Source organism: Paenibacillus baekrokdamisoli, assembly GCF_003945345.1.
GTDB classification, from domain to species: domain Bacteria; phylum Bacillota; class Bacilli; order Paenibacillales; family Paenibacillaceae; genus Paenibacillus_Z; species Paenibacillus_Z baekrokdamisoli.
Map to the genome: position 1 here is coordinate 3,848,416 of NZ_AP019308.1, position 19,835 is coordinate 3,868,250.

Sequence of the window (19,835 nt, forward strand, 5' to 3'; positions counted from 1 at the left end):
TGCACCTCCTTATCTATTAAGGCTTACGGTTGCACGATAATCCGCATCCCGACATGATCTTCTGCCGCGCTTATCGCTTGGTTGATCTCATCAAGGGGATACCGATGAGAGATATAACGCTTCATATCAATAACGCCTGAGCCGATTAAATCAATGGCTTTCTGATGATGTGCAGGTAAGGAACCGTGCGCCCCGTGAACGAACAGCTCTTTGTAATGAATAATATTGGTATCTAGAGTAACCATCGATTTCCCCTTAGGTAGACCGCCGAAGAAGTTCACCCGTGCGCGATTTTTCGCCATATAGATCGCATCTACCTGTGCTTCCGGTGACGGGTTCGAAGTGATGACCACGTCTGCTCCCAGTCCGCCCGTTTCCTCCAATACCCGTTCGATGGCGTTCTCCTCAGATGAACAGATATAAGCATGTGCACCGAACTGCTTAGCCATCTCCAATCGGGGTCTGGAACGTTGCACGAGGATCACCTTTGTGGCACCCATCAGCTTCGCAACCTCTATAATCATGCAGCCGATAGGACCTGCACCGATAACAACGACTGAATCCCCCAGTTTAATGTTCGATAGCTCCAAGGCATTTAGAACGCAAGCGAGCGGTTCGGCCAGAGCGCCCTCCTCATAGGAGATATGATCCGGGATCTTGTGGATTGGACCGTAATTCACCATCGTCTTGTTCAACAGTACATATTCTGCGAAGCTGCCCGCGAATTGGTAGCCCATAGCGTAGTTGATCTGGCAATTGTTGCCGATTCCAGCCTCACAGAAGATACATTCCCCGCAGGGTACGTCCGCACCCAGAGAAATTCGATCTCCTATTTTGAATTTTGTTACATTTTGGCCTAGTTCAACAATTCGCCCCGCAGACTCATGCCCAAGCACTTGCGGAAGCGTCACCCTGTTATTCCCATGGCGGAATATCCGGATATCCGAACCGCAGATACCCACAGCCTCGACCTTCATCAGAATACTGTCCCCATCTACGGATGGTCTTTCCACTTCCTTTACGACCATTTGCTCTAATTGCTCTAAAACAGCTGCCTTCATCATTTATCCTTCTCCACCTTTATTGATTCGTTAGAATTGACATACATGACTTTGTTAAAGAAGCCTTGACGGTCACGCATCATAACCATTCCCTCATAGACCCCCTCGAGCGCAAGCTTGTGGCTAATGAGGGGCTTCAAATCCAGCTTGCCCGCTGCCATATAATCGACGGCTAGCTTCCACTCGTTCCTTGGAATGTCCGAGTAGGAGGAATTCCAAGTGCCGCTTAGCGTAAGCTGCTTACGGAGAATTTCCCAATAACCGTCCTGCGTCAGGCTCATACCCCCGGTTGGATTGCCCATCAACACTACCTTACCTAGGTTCCGGGTTGACTTCAGACAATTTTCCCATGAAACCGCGCTTCCGGCTCCTTCTACCGATACATCTACGCCTCGTCCCGTCAGCCGGTATACCCACTTCTGTATGTCGCTCTGTAAGGGATTGCATACATCGGGGAACCCCTGACCTACGGCAAAATCAAGCTTAGCCGGATCAATATCCGCGAGCAATACACGGGATGCCCCCCAGGCTCTGGCCCACAGTGCCAGCATTATGCCGATCGGACCGGCTCCGCTGATCAGAACCTGATCGCCGATGCCAATTCCAGCTTGCCGCAAAGCATGTACGGCTACCGCCGCAGGCTCAACCATGGCCAATTCCTCATAGGACAACATATCGGGCGCAGCGACCAGATTCCATATTGGGATGCAGATGAATTCGGCGAAAGCACCATCTCGTCGCGAACCCATGTAATCGTAGTCCTCGCACTGGGCGAATTCACCGATCTCGCAAGAAGCGCATTTGCGACAAGGCAGCAAAGGAAAGACTGCTGCTCTTCTTCCGATCCAGCCGGGATCAACGCCTTCTCCCGCTTGTACGACTAGCCCTGAGAATTCATGCCCGGGTATTGTCGGGAAACGGTAGGTTCCCTTGGTAAATACCCGCGGAATGTCGGATCCGCAGACCCCGCATGCTTTGATCTGCAGAAGCACTTCGCCCTCTTTAGGCGTGGGAGTCTCGACTTCCTCCACGCGCAAATCTCCGAGTCCGTGCAGTACGCAGCCCTTCATCCTTCCCCCTCCAATCTTATATCCGTGCTACTTAGTTCTTAATAAATTGGCGCCAGTAGTTTACCGACTCTATGTGATCTTGGATAATTCTGAATTCGGTCGACCACGCTTCCCGATGGGAAAGTTCGAAGATAATTTCCGCCTCGGTTGCACCCGATTGTTCAATGGCTTCGATCAATGGCTCACCATGAATGATGCCGAGCTTATTGTATTCTTCCGTGAATGGCCAATGCCGACTGTGGTCCTTCTCGGTTTGCTGGATATGGATGATTGGCGAGACGCTGCCAAGCTCCCTAACCCACCGGTACGGATCACGATCATTCGGATGGGGAGCGTGCCCCACGTCCAGACATACCTTGAAAGGAATTCCGGCACCATCGTTTAATCTCGCTAGTAGCTCCTTGGTATCCTCGACCGTATTCGCCATTTCCCGTGGAATAGACATCGGCTCGAAATTCAAATATTCCATACCCAGCTCCTTACAGTACCAGCTAAGATCCTGCCAATGCTTGATCCCTTCTTCGATGATATATTCCCTGCGCTGAACGTTGTCATAATCAGCAAAAGTGAGTATGCCGAAGTGACTACCTGTCGTTCTCGCTCCCATCTGAACAGAGATGTCTGCGAATCTCTTAAACCAATTCAGCCAAGCTTTGCGGGTATCTGCATCCGGATGCATGAAGTGATTAACACGCGTAAATGCACTCGTAAACGTACTTGTGATTGCAAGATTGTGCTTCTGTGTGCACACATTGATCCTCTCCACCTGGCGGTCCACAATGTCAGGAGGTAGAAATACGTTCAACAAATCGGCGACGAATTGAACGTATTTGATCCCTAAATCTTCAGCTACAATACGCGCCCACACTTCAGGCTCAACGTACTTGTTGATTGCAAAACCAAGATTGATTCCCAGCTTTAAATTTGCCATCCTGACACTCCTCTGAATCTATTCATCCTGATAGATTTTTATTGATACATTTAATACTATTATGTGTCACTGATACATTCAAGTGGGGTTTTCAAATAAAAATAATGATTATTGACTACGCCCGCTTCTCGATCAGCATATCCACCAAGCGCAGGAAATTTCGGAGAAGGCAAGCACAAGTACCAAAACGCCAAGAGAGACTCCAAGGTAAGTGCAGCCTTGGAGTCTCTCTTCATTAAAATCACAGCTAAGCTTATAAGATTCCCAACTTCATTTCCGTGATCGATCCAGTATAGCCTTCCGGCAACCGGATGCGAGCCATCATCCCTTCCGGATAGGACAATTTAAGCTGAATCGTCCGGTTACTCTCATCAGCGCTCCATGAAACATCAATCCGTCCTCCTGCTGGGTGCGGAACACTGCCCTTCGCCCATGTAAGTCCGCATGGAACAGGTGCAATTTCAACTTCGGTCCAACCCGTCGTCAAACTCCTCACGCCAAGCACCTCACGACCTAAGAAATAGGCTGGGGCAGACGACCACGCATGGCAGTGACTGCGCGTTAGCATATCCGGATTAGCCCGATTCTCGAGGAAGTTCGGATATTGCTCCCAGCACGTAGTCGCGCCATGACGGATCATCATGCCATAGTGATGGCGAATATCGTCCAAAATAAGACGAACCTCGCCCAGCTTGGCCAGTGCCTCATAATAGAAGAAGGACATAAATGGACTACCGATTTGCACAAAGTGTTCAGGAGGTTGAACGAGATAAGCATCGATAATCTGTTTGCGCTCTCCCTGAACGACTCCCGTAAGTGAGGCTACAACCTGCGAATGTATGCTAAGACTTTCGGAGCGACGACCATCCGCATGGATGCAATCGATATACGCCTTCTTTTCTTCATCCCACAGCTGCTCATTGATTGCACTTGCAAGTTCGTTGGCCGCAGCCTCAAATATCGCAGCGCCACCCTCATCCTTCGCAATCCTCCCCATCTGTGCAGCTACGCGCAACGTCTGTACCAAGAACATGTTCTGATGCGTGACAACGCCGTCATTGGGCTGGTCGATCGGCGACCAGTCTAGCATGTTCCAGCCTTCTACATTAAACAAGCCGCTTTCGTCAATCTTGAGCAAATAATGCTCCACAGTGTACCGAATAGCGTCATACATCTCCACCGCGAATGCTTCATCCCCGGTTTGCTCGTAATATTCAGCACAAGCAATCGCCCAGAAGAACGTCCAGTTCGGAATCACACTACTCCATCCGCTCGGCACTTGGTTCACATAGAGCGGCGATTGGTGCTTGGAGCCGGGAACCAATCGTAAGCAACGCTTCAGAATATCCTGCACCCCAAACAAATAATTGCTTACAAGCGCTTCGTTGCGACTATCGCCGACCCAGAACGTTTGTTCATATGCCGGGCAATCGACGAACGTATCTTCCATACACAGCTTTGTCGTATGTCGGCTTATTTCCCAGATGTCGTTCAGAAGTGCATCAGAGCATTCAAACCGCCCGATTTCGGCCATCGGATAGTTGCTTTGAATGAAGGTTACACCATAAATACGCACCGGTACCTTTGCCCCTCGCACCGTCAACGCCAAGTAACGGAATCCACGGCGAATCGGTGTCTCATATACTTGTCGACCTTCATGGCATACGTAACGAAGCGTATGATCTAGGTCGAACGTATCCTGTCGATATTGTCCAGACAGGTATTCGAATCCGTACCAATCAAGTACCGTCCCAGCTTCCGCCTCGACTTCGAATGATAGATACCCGGAATATTCCTTGCCCAGATCGAACAGCACCTCGGTATCGTAGCCTTCGAATAAGGGCACGATACCCGCCTCAGTATTCGGAATGATGGCGTTCTGAAGCTGTGCGGGAACCGCAAATTTCACGTTCTCTTTACGCCAGACACTTAGCGCGAACACGTCTACCTCGGACACGTACTTCGGATCGATTGGACTAAACCAATCTACGAATTGCTCCAAGTCCTCTGGTCGTTTAAGCGAACCGAGCAATTCAAGATAGATCGGGTGCTTCCAATTGAGCTCACGAACAGGCTGATGATCAATCGGAATGATAGCGTCGAATGGACCAATCCGGAAGAAGGTAGATGCAGATTGATCAGCTAGCAGCTCTACAGGAGCAACGAATGACAATTCCCCACTCTCTTCTCCATACACACCAAACTGCAACTTTCCGGCATGGAGGTTATCGGACACATCGATGACGAGCAGATTATCCCCTTCATTCAGGTTAACATCCATATAGCGTTCCGGAATCGCACCATATATCTGGTCCTGAGAGATCACTTCGCCATTAATGGATAGCGCGCGAAGGCATTCTCCTCCATGCACAAATCCAAGTGTTACTAAACCCGCACAATTTGCGCGAATCGAAGTCACCACGAACCCAGTAAATTCAATCCTATTCGCATGGTCCTCACTGCCATCGTTCAGCGCATTCCGAACATCAATCGCTGTTGTCGCATGGAACGATCTCACCTTCGCCAATGACTCAACCCGCACGGGGTACACCGTCTCGTCCGTCAGCATCGGGATATCCCTAGGCTTAAGTGTCGTCCAAGGCGCCATACCGACCGAACCAAGGGCGATCGCATTCGACCATCCCGTATTGTTATCTGCTAGCTCCATCCATGATGAATCCCATGCTGTGGCATCAACGTATTCGGAGAATGCTTGCTGAACCGACATCCGTGGTGCTCGTGGATGCTGTCCAAGATGACGCGAGGTCAGCCAAGTCGTGTCGGTCGCGACGACGACATCCCCATCCGCATCATTAAGCTCAACTAACAAACCTCCCCGTCCTCGGACATAGTAGAACGTCGACAACCCGAAGTGCATGACGAGCACAGCAATCGTATTTTCTTCGCCAACCTTTAGAAGATGACTAACTTCGTAAGTATCATAAGACTGCTCGAACGGCCATGAGCGAACAGGCCCCCGCCCAAGCCTCGTCCCATTCACGTACAGGACATAACGTGAATCAGCCGTAATTCGTAATTTAGCGCCTGAGCGAGACTCGGCTACAGCCGATACGTCGAATGTTTTACGGAAGCATCTCCATTCATTACGAGGACTTTCCACCCCTTCTCCCCAAATCCACTTGGCTTGCCAATTCATAGTCATCATTGTTCAAGTCCCCATCCATTTCGTTAGATTGTCTTCTTTTGTAAAAAACAGAAAGCGCTGCTGCTGGAATCAACGAATAAATGGCTGATGCAATTGAAACACTTGGATATCCCCTGCTTTTAGGGAGAATCGTATAGAATCGTTAACATCCCTCTCCACTAAGGTATTAGCTCCTTCTGGAAACCATGGCGTTACTCGGTCATAGGTGAAAGGCAAACTCACTGTAAACTCCGTATCCCTATTCGTCGTGTTATGAACAAATAGAAAGGCGCCATCTTGACCATCATGCTTCCATTCCAGAACATCTGCACGAGCCTGACCGCCATGAACCTTCACATAAGGCTCCAAACCAAGCTCTTCCTCAAGTATTTTTCGCATAAAATTAAGCGTATTCCTATCCTGTTCTTGCCAATAGGATGCGCCCAATAATGTGCCTACCCAGACCGCTTTCCCTTTCCCATAATCTGCAACAGTTACAGCAGCCGAGCTATCTTCACTGAATGTTGCGGCAACCCTTACATCCCTTAGTAACTCAATTTCCGTTTTGTAGTATGAACCTTGAGCAGGATCATTTCCCATCACACTGTTCAATGGAATTTTCTGCTTGGATTGAACCGTAACATTATGATAACTATGATCTAAGTTTTCTATAGAATGAATCCACGTTTCACGTATTCCAAATACTTCATCAAATCCATATCCAGGTACTTGATAGCTATGCGTGCCATCCTCCGCTTGCAAGGCTCCAAAGGAGCATTCGGATAGAAGAATTCCACCTTCGCTTACCCACTCACGAATCACATCCGTCATTTGTTTGTTTAAATAGAGAGGATAAGGCATCCAAAGACATTTATACTCGGCCAATACTTCTCTTGAAATATCATGGCCATGAAGAAATTCGACCTTATAATTCAAATCATGCAGAAGCTTGTGTGCTCCCTGTACGGAATCAGTATAGGTATCCAAATGTGCGTAAACGGAGAAATTTGCAATTTGGTTTTCCGAGCTGAACAATATTGTGATTCCATCAGACGGTCTGCTCGAACAGAGTAATGGCTTGCGATTCGCTTGAATCGTCTCGTTTAAGCTCGCCATTTCTCTCAACCACGGTGTCTCACTTCCATCCAGGTAGGTGCTTCCCCATGCTGGCGCCTCATGTCCGAGCACTTCCGGACGGTATTGCCAGAACAAAAAACCGTTAATTCCTCTAGCAAGTGGGATTAGTATATGTTTTTTCAGCTCTTGCCATGGAAGCTTTTGCGGTTTGAGTGCAGTATTTCCAGGCAATGCATGAATTTCCGAATTAATAATCGGCTTTCCCTTCGCCGCGGAGATCAATAGGTCTGCTGACCAGGCCGACGATCCCAAGCTATTACCGAATAAGTCACAAGGCTCCGCCAATTTGAAATCATCCGACCCTGCTGTAATGAGATTAAAAATCGGGGAGGGAACGGTGTGCACCATGACAGGGTGAACGGAATCGAATTGCTTGACTACCGCTACGCGACATTTCAAGTCATCTGTTAATGCATCTGACATAAATAAGCGCCAATCAACCATATCGTTAAATATAGCTTGTCCACGAGGGGGTTCAATTTCCTCCCAATCCTGATAGGTACGCTGCCATTTGTAATTAAGTGCTTCAAGTGTGCCATATTTATGCTCCAGCCATCCTCCGAAGGCTTGCAGAGAATGCTCGCAATAACAAACCTGATTATCAAATGATAGCTCACGTTTAATTCCTGCTGTCAGCTCAGGTTCGTTCCATAAGTCCCATACCCACAAAGCAGGATGATCTCTAAACGCCTTTACCGCTTCCGCTAAAAACTTGTCTTTCTCCAATTGTCCAGGCGCATGATGGTAACAAGGACCTGGGGCTCCACCAATTTGTCGGTAGCTTAATGCTCTCGGTTCAATAACCGTTCCATCCGCTGATATCATTTTGGAGTCTGGATATTTCTTATAAAACCACGCGGGAGCGACATCAAATAGGGTGTTGAGTACAACCTTTAATCCATTGCGTTCGGCTATATCCATTAGTTCTCGAATATCGTCAAATACAAAACAATTTTCGGTTGGATGGCTTGCCCGCCACTGTACCCAGAACTTTACACAATTAAATCCCATTTGGGATAGGTTCCGAAGATCCTCTTCCCATTGATCCCGATAAGGAGTAGGAGAACGATAATATTGAAAACCAAAGGGAATGAAATTTTCTCGCAACATGCTAACACCTCGTATTTATGATTATTACTCCGACAAATCGTTATAAAATTCACGATCAACTGGGTTGTAGTAGAGTGGCCTCACAGTATTCTTGAGGCCACCACCTCATCTGCCTTATTTCATATTATTAGTGATTGCTAGGATAAATGTTGCAGCTTCCGCCCTCGTTGCATGTGCCTGTGGTGCAAAACGATTGTTTGATCTGCCTTGCACAAGACCCGCAAGCTTAAGTGCCGCTACATATGAGGCTGCCCAGCTTGGTATTTCTTGCGCATCGGAGAACTGATCACCGCTATTCGTATCCCCCGTTAACTTGAGCACTCGCCCAATAAGGACCGCTATTTCCGCACGTGTAATCGGTTGATTCGGCTCGAAGCGATCTTCACTTACGCCTGTAACAATACCCGCAGCTACAGCAGCTTGAACACTTTTCGCATACCATGAATCTACCTTAACATCCTTAAAGCCTGTAGCAGGATCCTTAAGTTCAAGATCTAAGGCGCGAACCAGAAGCGTGGTAAATTCTGCACGAGTAGTCAAGGCTGCAGGTTTGAATAAGGTATCGGTTACTCCGGTTGTAAGATGCTTCGCTGCTAGCACCTGAAGTGTTCTAGCTGCCCAATGAGCTGCTGGAACATCCTCGAAAGTCTTCTTATACTCCAGCACTGCGTATTTACTAAGATGCTTCAGCTTGACCTTTATCGTATTCGTAACCTTATCTACCGTTCCGCCTACATACTCCCATTGTTTAGTAGACTCGTTGTAGTAATAAATGCCTAGAAGATCTTGATCAAGTCCGGACACAAAGGGCAAAGATAACTCCACGCCACCCGATACTTGTTCCGACGCATAAGTACTTCCGTCTAATTTTTTCAAGGTAATACTAATATCATAAACTTGGCCTGCGACAACTACCTGAGCTTTCCCCCCTAATGTTGGAGAATTTAAGATAGCCTTATCCGTTACAGGTAACAATTGAACCTCGAGAACAGCGCCTTCAGTTAACCCAGCCTGCTCCTTGAGCAACCTAATTACAGATGGATTAATCGTAATAATGGCTGATCCCGATTTCACCAGTAAAGAGCGATCACCTATTTGCTCCAATGGCACAGTGGCTATAGATTGATTGCTGCCAAGCTCTGCAATTAACTTATCCCCATCGATAACGAAACTATTTGCGTTGTTACCGTTGTTACCGTCGTTACCGTTGTTGCCGCCATTTCCATTACCGTTAGTCGCTGCAAAATCCAACTGGTCAATGTACTTGGCTGTTCCTTTCGGCTCTTTGCCTTCAAAGCTTTGTATCCAGTTTGTATCCCCAATAATCCATAGGTTTCCGTCCCTGAGGCCCCATACTTTGCCTGAGGCCGTTTGATAAACAATCTCGGAAGTAGGACTCGCCTGCGGATTAAGAACCTGAACGACCGTCCCGTCCTCCAACGTTGTAAACTTGTTCGTGAAATAGCTATCAATCTCCGGTAATGCACCTAAATTTCGGCGATAACCCATATACACGGTATCCCGCTGTCCATTCTTTAAGCTCCCTAATTCCAGTAATGCCTTTCCATAAACCGTAGTTGCTGGATCATCCTCGAGATTGACGATCAGTACATCGGTTTTTACCTTCGGATCGAATGTAGGCAGCACCCACTTGTCATTCTCAGTCGTGAGCGTCGCTCCACCCTGATAATCATTTCCTGGCAATACGACATTACGTCTATTGGGCCCCCACCACATTTCTCCTGCGGGATAGGCATAATAAACCTCTGGACGATAAGCAACTAGTTCATCTAACGAATCTGGAGCTAATAGATTAGTCCGATATTGTTCAAGCCATTCAAATTCAATAGGCTTGGCTGTATAGTACGCATAAGCTTGCTTACAAGCTTCATGATAGCTACAATTCAGCAAGAAATCATAAATGCCTTTCGAGCCACTCTTGATTAAATTATCAAAATGGTTGTTCATCGTTTGCTGATCAGGGTAGCCTTTTACACCCGAGTTGAACTTCTGTTCCATGTTCTCATCTAACTGTGTCTCGGTTGTAATCAGCCACATGGTTTGTGCGGATTGCTCGGCTGCCGAGTAAGGATATCCTGCCCGCTCCCTTACCAAATACTCTGTATTTCCATACACTTCTCCACCTATGCCTTGAAACCCACCAGATTGTTTATGATTGATAAAATACTTTCTAAGGCTTGAAACGTATTTATAAATAACGGGTATGGAAACAATTTCATTAATAGCGTCGGCAACCTTCATCTGATAATCGTTAAAGGAATCGTCACGGAAATCCGCATAATCATCCCAAAGTCGGCCATGATAGGCATCCGACTTATAAGTAACATCGGGAGATTCTGAATCGACTAGATAAAGCTGATTTTTCCAAGCTTCTTCCCTTTCCCCCCTCACAATAGGAACAAGACGGGCTGCTGCTTCGTAAGAAGGAAGCGGTGTCAGCATCTTCCAAGCCTCATTCAAATCATCAATTGTGGAGTAACGATTGTGAAGCCATGCCGTAAATTGAGCACGATACACAGGCGAATCTATCAACATGCTCTCGTTCTCGGCATACACACCCGATTCGTTATTGACCGGGTCTACGAAAAGTCGGAAGTTGGGTCCGAGCTTTAACTTACTAACATTGCTCTTGATTTTATCAATAAAGAGATCTCCCTTATCCCAAATATTGACCAGTACGTGACTGTTATATTTCACCTGTGGTGTGAAGTAGAGGGTATAACCGCCCTCGTTTTGAACCGGCAGTGTGACATCCGCCTTAAATTCAAGCATACTGCCACTTTGCTTCTCCACCGTCCCTTTGCCCGAGGCGACCACTTCACCTGTCTTAGGGTTAATGACTGTAAACAAATTAGATATAGCCGTTATGCTAAAGCTCGAAGCTGGCGATACGGCATTCTGAACGTTGGCGGATGGAACGGTGAGAGAGACTTCACCACTTTGGGTAATATTCTCTACTTTCAACCAACCTGATAAATAGGCTCCTGTAACGTTCCCTGATTCGGCTTCAATCCAGGCATAGTTACTGATTGGATGATTGGGTTTAGCGATTCCGCTCGGTGTCCACGCCCAAGCTTCAGGTACAACCGCGATTGCGTCGAGCCCTTGGGAATATAAACCGTCAATGACACTCTGTCTCGGTGTATTAGTCAAGAAACCCAGTGAATGTGTTCCGCTTGCTAGCTCCACAGAATCGAGCTTATGCCATCCGAACGGTAAACTCTCAATGGTACTATATACCGGGTCGCCTGATGCATCTCCGGATGATTGATAGGACCCGCTGTCAAGCTTCCACTGGTAAGAGGATACATAGGATTTATCATTCGGCGTGCCTAGCACCCAAATCTCATATTTCCCCGTAGCAGGTAGATTAAACGAATAATCTGCTGTACCTTTAGAGCCAGGAATTTTAGTGTACATTTTCAAGATTTGTCCACCACTGGCTGCTTTAAGTGGCGTAGCCCCATCACTGGTCCTAGGCATATACGCAGTCTGAACCGTCTCCTCCTCATCCCCATGGTTGATCGCATTAAATTGAATACCATAAGTAAATCCTTCTTCATCTAAATAATCGAGTAGCCACTGCCATGCCCATGCAGGTATTCCAGCTCCATGTACGACGGCATTGATATACAAATCCTTTAATCCATGTGCCTTCATATATTGTAAAACCTGCTTATCATCTTCCCAATGCGCTTTGTTGGCAGCAGCATCCGTTGTGGAGAAATAAATCAAATAGTCTGAGGTAAACAAACCCCCGATTGGAATAAACGGTACCCCATCCCATATCATCGTATGGTTTTGATCTGCATACCAAAAGTGGGTTTCCCCTAGCTTCTTGTCAATGAAGCTACCATTCGTGAGCGGTTTGTAGCCATCGCTCGAGGCTGTGGCGGAAACAACCGTCAAGATCGTTCTCGATGGTAACGTTTGCAACTTATGAAGTCCAAATTTGACAACATAGCTCGCGGCGGGCATGTCTTTAGGAAGCTGGAAATCGAACACGACTTCCTTATTTTCACCAACGGGCAAGCTAGATGTACTCACCGAAGCAAGCTCCGACACCCCCCACAACACATCATCTTTCCAGAAGCTTAGATAGGCTGTCGTATCGAAATCTACAGCTTGCAGCAATTTGAATGAAGCTGTTCCCTGCAACGTCACCTCATCGCTCATTTGTTGCGGTACAATCAATTCTTTTATTTCTGCCTTAAGCTCCGGCGCATCGCCTTGAGACGTACCCATGGTGAATGACTGGACGAGTACGGAATCGTTTCCTTCCGGCGCATTCGTGTAAGGAATATCGACGATTCCAGTCCTTACCTCGTAAGAGCCATCGGGTGCATTAAATGGAATCTTCAAATGCATCGTCTGAACGTTTTCTTCTCCGTTCTTCCAGCTCTTCTTAATTGAACTGACAACGTCACGTGATACAACTTCTTCGTTAAGCACCAGATCGGCAAAGAAGTAAAGCTCGCCATTAAAATCTGCTTCCACCTTATTCGTAGTGGTGACGGTCAATATATCCTCTCTGTGCACATTTGTCTTATCTAGTTCACCGCCAATATAACTAAATTTCACTTCTTGCCCATTGAACGGTTTATTGAGGCCTTTCGGAGACCATCCCCACGAATCCGGAACGATAACCCAAGCATCTATAGCTTGTGAATACAAGCCATCTTGAGAGGCTTGCCTTGGCGTATCCGTTAAGAACCCCAGCGAATGCTGTCCCTGACTTAATTCAGATACATCAAGCTTTTGCCATGCCATAGGCAATCCTTCCGGTGTGACATACACCGTATTGGCTGAAGAGGAGTCGACGAATTTATAGCTCGATGAATCCAGCTTCCACTTAAACGGGGAAAGCCATGGGTTGTCTCCAGGAGAAGCCAATACCCAGATGGAATAGCTTCCGGCTTCAGGAATATCAAACTCATAATCCGCTGTACCCTTAGCCCCCGGTGTCATTGTATACATTTCGAGAATTTGTTTGTCGCTTGCCTTAGAGTTATATTTCGAACGATACTCTCCAGTAATAGAAGCAGCTTCGCCTTCCATCCAGACATATTTAGGAGGAATTATTGGTTTTGGTGTTGGATGTTCCAATCCATTGGGTGTCCATTCCCATGCCTTTGGCACAGCCACCACTGCATCAATTCCTTGCGAATATAAACCGTCCGGCGTGGCCTGTCTCGGGGTATCCGTTAAAAATCCCAAGTCGTGCTGACCCTGCTCCAAATCGATTGAGCTTAGCTTAATCCAATAGAAGGGCATGCCTTCTGGTGTACCAAACACGCTTTCTCCGAAGGCTTCGCCAACAGCGCTGTAAGCACCTGTATCTAGCTTCCACTTGTAACCCGACAACCACACGTTATCGCCAGGCGTACCCAATACCCAAACATCATATTTAGCCGTTGCTGGAATATCCAATTGATAATCCGCTGTAGCGACCGTATTCGCTTCAGAAGTATATAATTTCAAATAACTAGCTCCGCTGGAGGCGCCTTCACCTGCGACTTGATATCCTCCATTGAAGGCTTGTGCGTCTTCTCCTTCTACCCACAGGGAATCAACTTCAGGAAGAACCGAATCCTTAGGCTGTTCCAATCCATTGGGCATCCATTTCCATGCATTTGGCACGACCACCACTGCATCAATTCCTTGCGAGTATAACCCGTCCGAGTTAGCCTGTCTTGAGGCATTCGTTAGAAAACCCAAATCGTGCTGCCCCTGCTCCAATTCGGTTGAGCTTAGCTTAATCCAATAGAATGGCATGCCATCCGGTGTAGTAAATACGCTTTCTCCATAAAATGAGCCAGCAGCGCTGTAAGCACCTGTATCTAGCTTCCACTTGTAACCCGACAGCCATATGTTATCTCCTGGCGTACCCAATACCCAAATATCATATTTAGCCGTTGCTGGAATATCCAATTGATAACCCGCTGTAGCGACCGTATTCGCTTCAGAGGTATATAATTTCAAATAATTGGCTCCGCTAGAAGCCGCCTCTCCGACAACTTGGTAGCCTCCGTCGAAGGCTTGTGCATTCTCTCCTTCTACCCATAAGTATTCTGATGTTGATTGTACTGTTGGCGAATCGATATCCGTATTATCTGCGGCTGCGGCTTTAACAACATAAGATGGCAACGATGCCACCAATAAGGCAACGACGAGTAGGCCCGCTAAATACTTATTTTTTAACCTTTTCATAGCGTACATCATCATCTGAGAAAACTCCTCCCAATATCTATTAATGAATAGCTATTCCTATTAACCCTTAACAGCACCCGCAGTAAGACCCGAAACTATATATTTTTGCATAAATAAATACAGCAAAATAACCGGTAAAGAGACCATTACAATATCAGCAAACACCAAATTCCAATCACTCGAATGTTGACCAAAGAAGAAATAAATCGTCATGCTTAACGTATATCGACTTGCCGTATTAAGAAAATAAAACGGAGTTTGGAAATCGTTCCAAATGTTCATTGAAGCAAGGATGATAACGGATGCATTCACAGGCATTAGTAGTGGAAAAAGAATTTTAAAGAACAATTTAAACCTTCCGATTCCATCGATAATAGCCGCTTCGTCCAGTTCTTTGGGCACACCACGAAGGAATGAAATATACAAGTAGGTCATGAACGGGAAATTGCTGGCTACATAAAGTAGAATAACCCCCGTGAAAGTTCGAATGAGATGCAGCGATTGCATTAAATAGTAGGTCGTAATAATAGAGCCAGGTAGAATCATTCCTGCAATCAGAATATGCTGCAAGATACGCGTAAAACGGCTATCTCTGCGTTCAATGACAAAAGCAGCAGCCGTACAAACCGTAATAATAAGTACAACAGATACCACTGTTATGATAAGAGTAATCAAGAACGCTTGTGGGATACGTGCAATTCTAAAAACTTCCGTATAATTATTAAACCCTGACCAATCTTTAGGCAGTGTCAATTTTAGATCTGCTGCATCAACTTGATTCTTAAGAGAATTCACAACAACCATGAATAGTGGTACTGCTATGATTCCACTTAGAACCAAGGAAATCAACTCAAGTAATCCTTTTTGCCATCTTCTCATTAGCTCACCCTTCTACCTTCCGGTTCAGCGCCTTATTGACCAATAACACAATCACCAGGACGAACAGGAACAACATAACGTTTGCTGCTGTAGCTTCCCCATTTCTGCCTGCAGCAAAATTCTTAAACACAATGGTGTTAATCACCTGAGACGAGTTACCCGGTCCTCCACCAGTCAAGGCATATACGATGTCAAATACCTTTAAGCCGCCGATTACACTGAGAATAACGTTTGTATTGACGATTGGCATTATCAATGGGAGCGTAATATATCTGAACATTTGCCAGGAGTTAACCCCCTCAACCATCGCCGACTCCTTCAATTCCTGAGGAATCGTCTGTAATGCCGCTAGGAACAGGATCATCGTTAAACCGGTCCACTTCCAAATCTCCACAAAACATACGGCAAAGATAACAATATGCGGGTCAGTCAGCCATGAACGAGTCAGCATATCCAAATGAAGGGTTTCCAGCAACACATTTAAGAGCCCTCTACTAGGATGTAAAAGTGCACTGAATACGAGTGATACTGCCAAGGTGCTTAGAATAACCGGGAAAAAGAGCATTGACCGCAAGAAGAGCGTTGTCTTTAACTTGGTGTTGGCCAGCATCGCAAGCAGTAAGCCTAGAGCAACCTTAAAAAATGTCGTAATAAATGCGAATATAAATGTATTCTTGAAAGCAATAGCCTGATCTTCTTCCTGAAATAAGGATTTGAAATTATCAAATCCAACAAACCGTGTATATTTGAAGCTCTCGTTCATATTCGTAAAGGCATAATGAAACCCAGTCAGATTTGGATAAATGAAAAACATACCAAAAATCAATAATCCAGGCAGCAACATCCAGTAGCTATAATACATTTTTTTAATCATACGGCACCCCTATATAAAAGGAAGGGAGTGAGTAATGAACTCCCCCCTTTCTCTAATGTCTTTACTTGAAGTTCGGATCGTCCTTGGCTTTTGCCGCCTTTTCATAATCCTTCTGCTGGGCTTCTAGCACTTGTTCAGGTGTTTTCCCACCGGTAATGATATCCTGCAAATAGGCTGGGAAAGCCGCATTAATATCGTATTTCATAACATACCCATCGCCGCTTGCTTTACCTGAATCCAAAAGTGCTTTGGCTTCAAGCTCCGCCGGTGTTAATGAGGTTACCGTTACTCCCTTAATTGCTGGAATACCGCCATCTTTGCCGAAGAAAATATTTTGCGCTTCTAGAGATTCGAAGAAGTTTACAAATCTCTGTGCAGCTTCTTCATTTTTACCTTTGACCACAAAGACGGCATTCGGTGCAAAAATATAGCTTTTGTCGGCATCAGCGCCTTGGTACGGCATAATGAACGCGCCAATGTCTGCAGTCTGATCCGGGAATTTCTTGGCAATGTCAGTCATAACCCAAGTCGCCATAATGTACATGCCTGCTTCGCCTGTTGCCAAAGCCTTCTGTGCATTATCGTAAGTATCAGACAGCACATCTTTGTTCGTCAGGCCTTTAGAAGTAACATCTTTAAGGAACTGCAGCCCTGTCTTACGTGCTGTCCAATCTGTAAATTTCGCCTGATTAACATCGATCTTAGCGAGAACCTCAGCCGTTGAAGGTGTGGCTTGTGCATGCTGTACGGGCAATTGCAATGTCCATGCATCCTTACCGGAAAGATATACCGGAATTTTCCCGCCTTTCTTGAGTGCCTCGCTCACGCTCCAGAATTCATCCATAGTCGTGGGCACTTTAAGCCCTAAGCTTTCAAATACCTTTTTGTTATAGAGAACTACGCTTGTATTAGAACCGCCATAGGGAGCTCCATAATATAAACCGTCTTCAAGAGCGGTCATAATACCCTTCCACGAGCTCTTGTCAAAGTTGGTTATCCACGGCTGATCCTCTTGGCTAACAAATGTATCGGACATTTTACCGAAGCCTTGTGTATCCCCAAGCCCTGCGTAATAGAACAGTAGATCTGGCTTATCGCCAGTAGCAAAGCGAGCTTTAACTAGGTTAACTCCATCCATACCCTCTGGAATTTTCTCAAGCTCCAATTCAATTCCTGTTTTCTTAGCTGCTGCGATTATGACTTCATCCATACCGTTTTTAAACCAGCTCGCATGTCCAATCCCTTTGATTTTAATCTTTTCCAAAGGTGCACTTGCGTTTGCTTCAGGTGCAGAAGGACTATCACTTTGCGCACTATCTGCAGGGCTACTAGAAGATTCCTTATTCCCACTACCACATGCTGTAACAACCACCATCAACAAAGCCAATATTGCTGCAACAAAAACGCTTCCAAAATGTTTTTTTCTCAAACTGTTCCCCTCGTTTCGCATCGTTATTGTATGAGACGTTCTCAGTGTAAGGTCTGTAACATTAGAACTAAATAGACATTCTTATTCATCGCAGGTGGATAATCTTATCAACATCTCGATATCGTCTGTGTGAACTTCATAGTTAACGGTGACTCCATTTCAATTCATATAGGTTCATGTTACAGTTAAAAAAATGATCGACTTCGAAGATAATGGGTGATGACTATGTTCTCCTTCAGTAGCCTGCGTGCAAAACTATTCCTGACCTATATGTTAATTATCCTAGTCTGTACTGTCGGCGTCTCCATATCAACCTATATCTATATCAAGGAAAATATTGAAAAAAGCACATTCTCTAACCTTGAGCAGTCGGTTCAAGGGGTATCCGATATGCTGGATTCTTATCAGAATGAATTTGATAATATAAGCACTCAACTCTATCTGAATTATGATGCTCTCGGCAATACTATTATCTACTATCTTAACGTTCTTAATAAGTCTACCGATTCCGTTGAAAGACTGAAAGCAACCCAGTCGCTTGATAAATTTATTCTGATAAACAGCTCTATCTATCAGAATCTATACCGGATTACTCTTTATGCCAATAGCGGCATTATTTTCTCAAACAAGCCCATCGATAACAACATCTATAAATCGGAAGCATCCAAGTCGTGGATCCCCTCAATCGATCCACTTCGCGGCAACACATTTTATCGATATTCCGCTACAGACGAATGGACGAATGAAAAGCAGCCTGCTGTCTTCTCTTTCACTCGTAAAATTGACCCTAACGACCAGCAATCCGGATATATTGAAGTACAGATTAAAGCTGCCGATCTACTTACACCCGTCTCTTCACTCCCTTGGGAAGGAAGCGATCTGCGTTTGTTGGATGATAGGGGCAATGCTTTCTACACAATGAAGACTAACAAGGATATAGAGGTTTCAAGTGATAACTATTATATCTTTACCAAAACAACGAACAAGAAATATATCGTTGCCGAGTTAGCCGTCTCCAAGCGAATGGTACTGTCCCCCATACGTATTCTGCGGAACATCATCATCATATCGTTTAGCGTGTTTCTCGTATTTTCAGCGTTTTTCTTCTTTTTTCTAGCCAAAATATTGACGAATCCTTTAAGGAAGTTGAAAAGCAGCATCGATCGGATCGACTTGGTAGATAAGCATTTGGACATTGAGAATAAATATAATATGAACGAGGTCGATCAGATTAACCGAGCGTTCCGGATCATGAATGATCGTCTGCAATACTCCTTGCAACAAATTATTCAGTTTCGCACATTACAGCTTCAATCCCATTTCGATACGCTGCAATCACAAATAAACCCCCACTTTCTCTTTAATATGCTAGGCGTAATCCAAGCTTTGTCCGATAAAGGGGATACGAAAAAGATTAATAGAATCATCGCTAATCTAGCGGATTTCTTAAGGTATTCCACCGCTACCAGTTCACCTGTTACTTCATTAAATCAAGAAGTAGAGCTCACAATGAAATATTTGGAACTTATGAAAGCTCGCTACTTGTACCGCTTAGAGTATAGTTTTGACATTGATCAACAAATGAACGATTTGATCGTACCTAAGCTAACCATACAGCCATTAGTGGAAAACTGCCTCCAACATGGCTTTAACGACGCACACCCCCTTCATATTCGTATTATCGGAAAGGTAATAGGGGATCAGTGGGAGTTGACTGTGCAGGATAATGGACTCGGATTTACCGGGAGCGTCTTGCCCTCGATTCGTGATAAGGTTGATTCCTATATCCAACAGCTCGACTACATTTCTCAAGGTGAACGATTAGGATTCGGGGGGATGGGATTGTGCAGCACACTTGCGAGGATGCAGTTGACATTTAAAAACCAACTCCATTATTCGGTAGGTAACAATGTCGATAAGGGTGCTTACATCATGATGTCCGGAAATATTAAATTTCTTTAGGAGGCA

Annotated in this window: 10 protein-coding genes; 1 reads left to right on the forward strand and 9 read right to left on the reverse strand. The window is 45.6% G+C overall.

Annotated features, from left to right (window positions below):
• Positions 1-23: 23 nt before the first annotated feature.
• From EKN16_RS17160 to EKN16_RS17200, 9 genes are all read right to left on the reverse strand, one after another.
• Complete coding sequence (locus tag EKN16_RS17160; protein WP_197719094.1) at positions 24-1,064, reverse strand: zinc-dependent dehydrogenase; 1,041 nt, start codon at positions 1,062-1,064, stop codon at positions 24-26.
• Positions 1,061-2,131, reverse strand: coding sequence for a galactitol-1-phosphate 5-dehydrogenase (locus EKN16_RS17165; RefSeq protein WP_125659739.1), 1,071 nt, complete (start codon positions 2,129-2,131; stop codon positions 1,061-1,063). Before EKN16_RS17165 ends, EKN16_RS17160 begins: the two co-directional genes overlap by 4 nt.
• A 31-nt stretch (positions 2,132-2,162) precedes the next feature.
• A complete protein-coding gene (locus EKN16_RS17170; protein WP_125659742.1) occupies positions 2,163-3,062 on the reverse strand; it encodes a sugar phosphate isomerase/epimerase family protein in 900 nt (299 codons plus the stop codon).
• 253 nt (positions 3,063-3,315) lie between these two features.
• The gene (locus tag EKN16_RS17175; RefSeq protein ID WP_232015818.1) at positions 3,316-6,228 is read right to left on the reverse strand and encodes a family 78 glycoside hydrolase catalytic domain; all 2,913 of its coding nucleotides are present in this window, start codon (positions 6,226-6,228) and stop codon (positions 3,316-3,318) included.
• A gap of 69 nt (positions 6,229-6,297) precedes the next feature.
• Positions 6,298-8,454, reverse strand: a complete 2,157-nt coding sequence (locus tag EKN16_RS17180) for a beta-galactosidase (protein ID WP_125659745.1) — start codon at positions 8,452-8,454, stop codon at positions 6,298-6,300.
• Between the two features lie 114 nt (positions 8,455-8,568).
• The gene (locus tag EKN16_RS17185; protein ID WP_232015820.1) at positions 8,569-14,685 is read right to left on the reverse strand and encodes an S-layer homology domain-containing protein; all 6,117 of its coding nucleotides are present in this window, start codon (positions 14,683-14,685) and stop codon (positions 8,569-8,571) included.
• 60 nt (positions 14,686-14,745) lie between these two features.
• Positions 14,746-15,564, reverse strand: coding sequence for a carbohydrate ABC transporter permease (locus EKN16_RS17190; RefSeq protein WP_125659751.1), 819 nt, complete (start codon positions 15,562-15,564; stop codon positions 14,746-14,748).
• Positions 15,565-15,568: 4 nt separating this feature from the next.
• Positions 15,569-16,438, reverse strand: coding sequence for a carbohydrate ABC transporter permease (locus EKN16_RS17195; RefSeq protein WP_125659754.1), 870 nt, complete (start codon positions 16,436-16,438; stop codon positions 15,569-15,571).
• 61 nt (positions 16,439-16,499) lie between these two features.
• Positions 16,500-17,867: an ABC transporter substrate-binding protein gene (locus tag EKN16_RS17200; protein ID WP_164522840.1), complete on the reverse strand. Its 1,368-nt coding sequence runs from the start codon at positions 17,865-17,867 to the stop codon at positions 16,500-16,502.
• A 270-nt stretch (positions 17,868-18,137) separates the two neighbouring features.
• Between EKN16_RS17200 and EKN16_RS17205 the strand changes: the two genes are divergently transcribed.
• The gene (locus EKN16_RS17205; RefSeq protein ID WP_164522841.1) at positions 18,138-19,829 is read left to right on the forward strand and encodes a sensor histidine kinase; all 1,692 of its coding nucleotides are present in this window, start codon (positions 18,138-18,140) and stop codon (positions 19,827-19,829) included.
• The last annotated feature ends 6 nt before the right edge of the window (positions 19,830-19,835 follow it).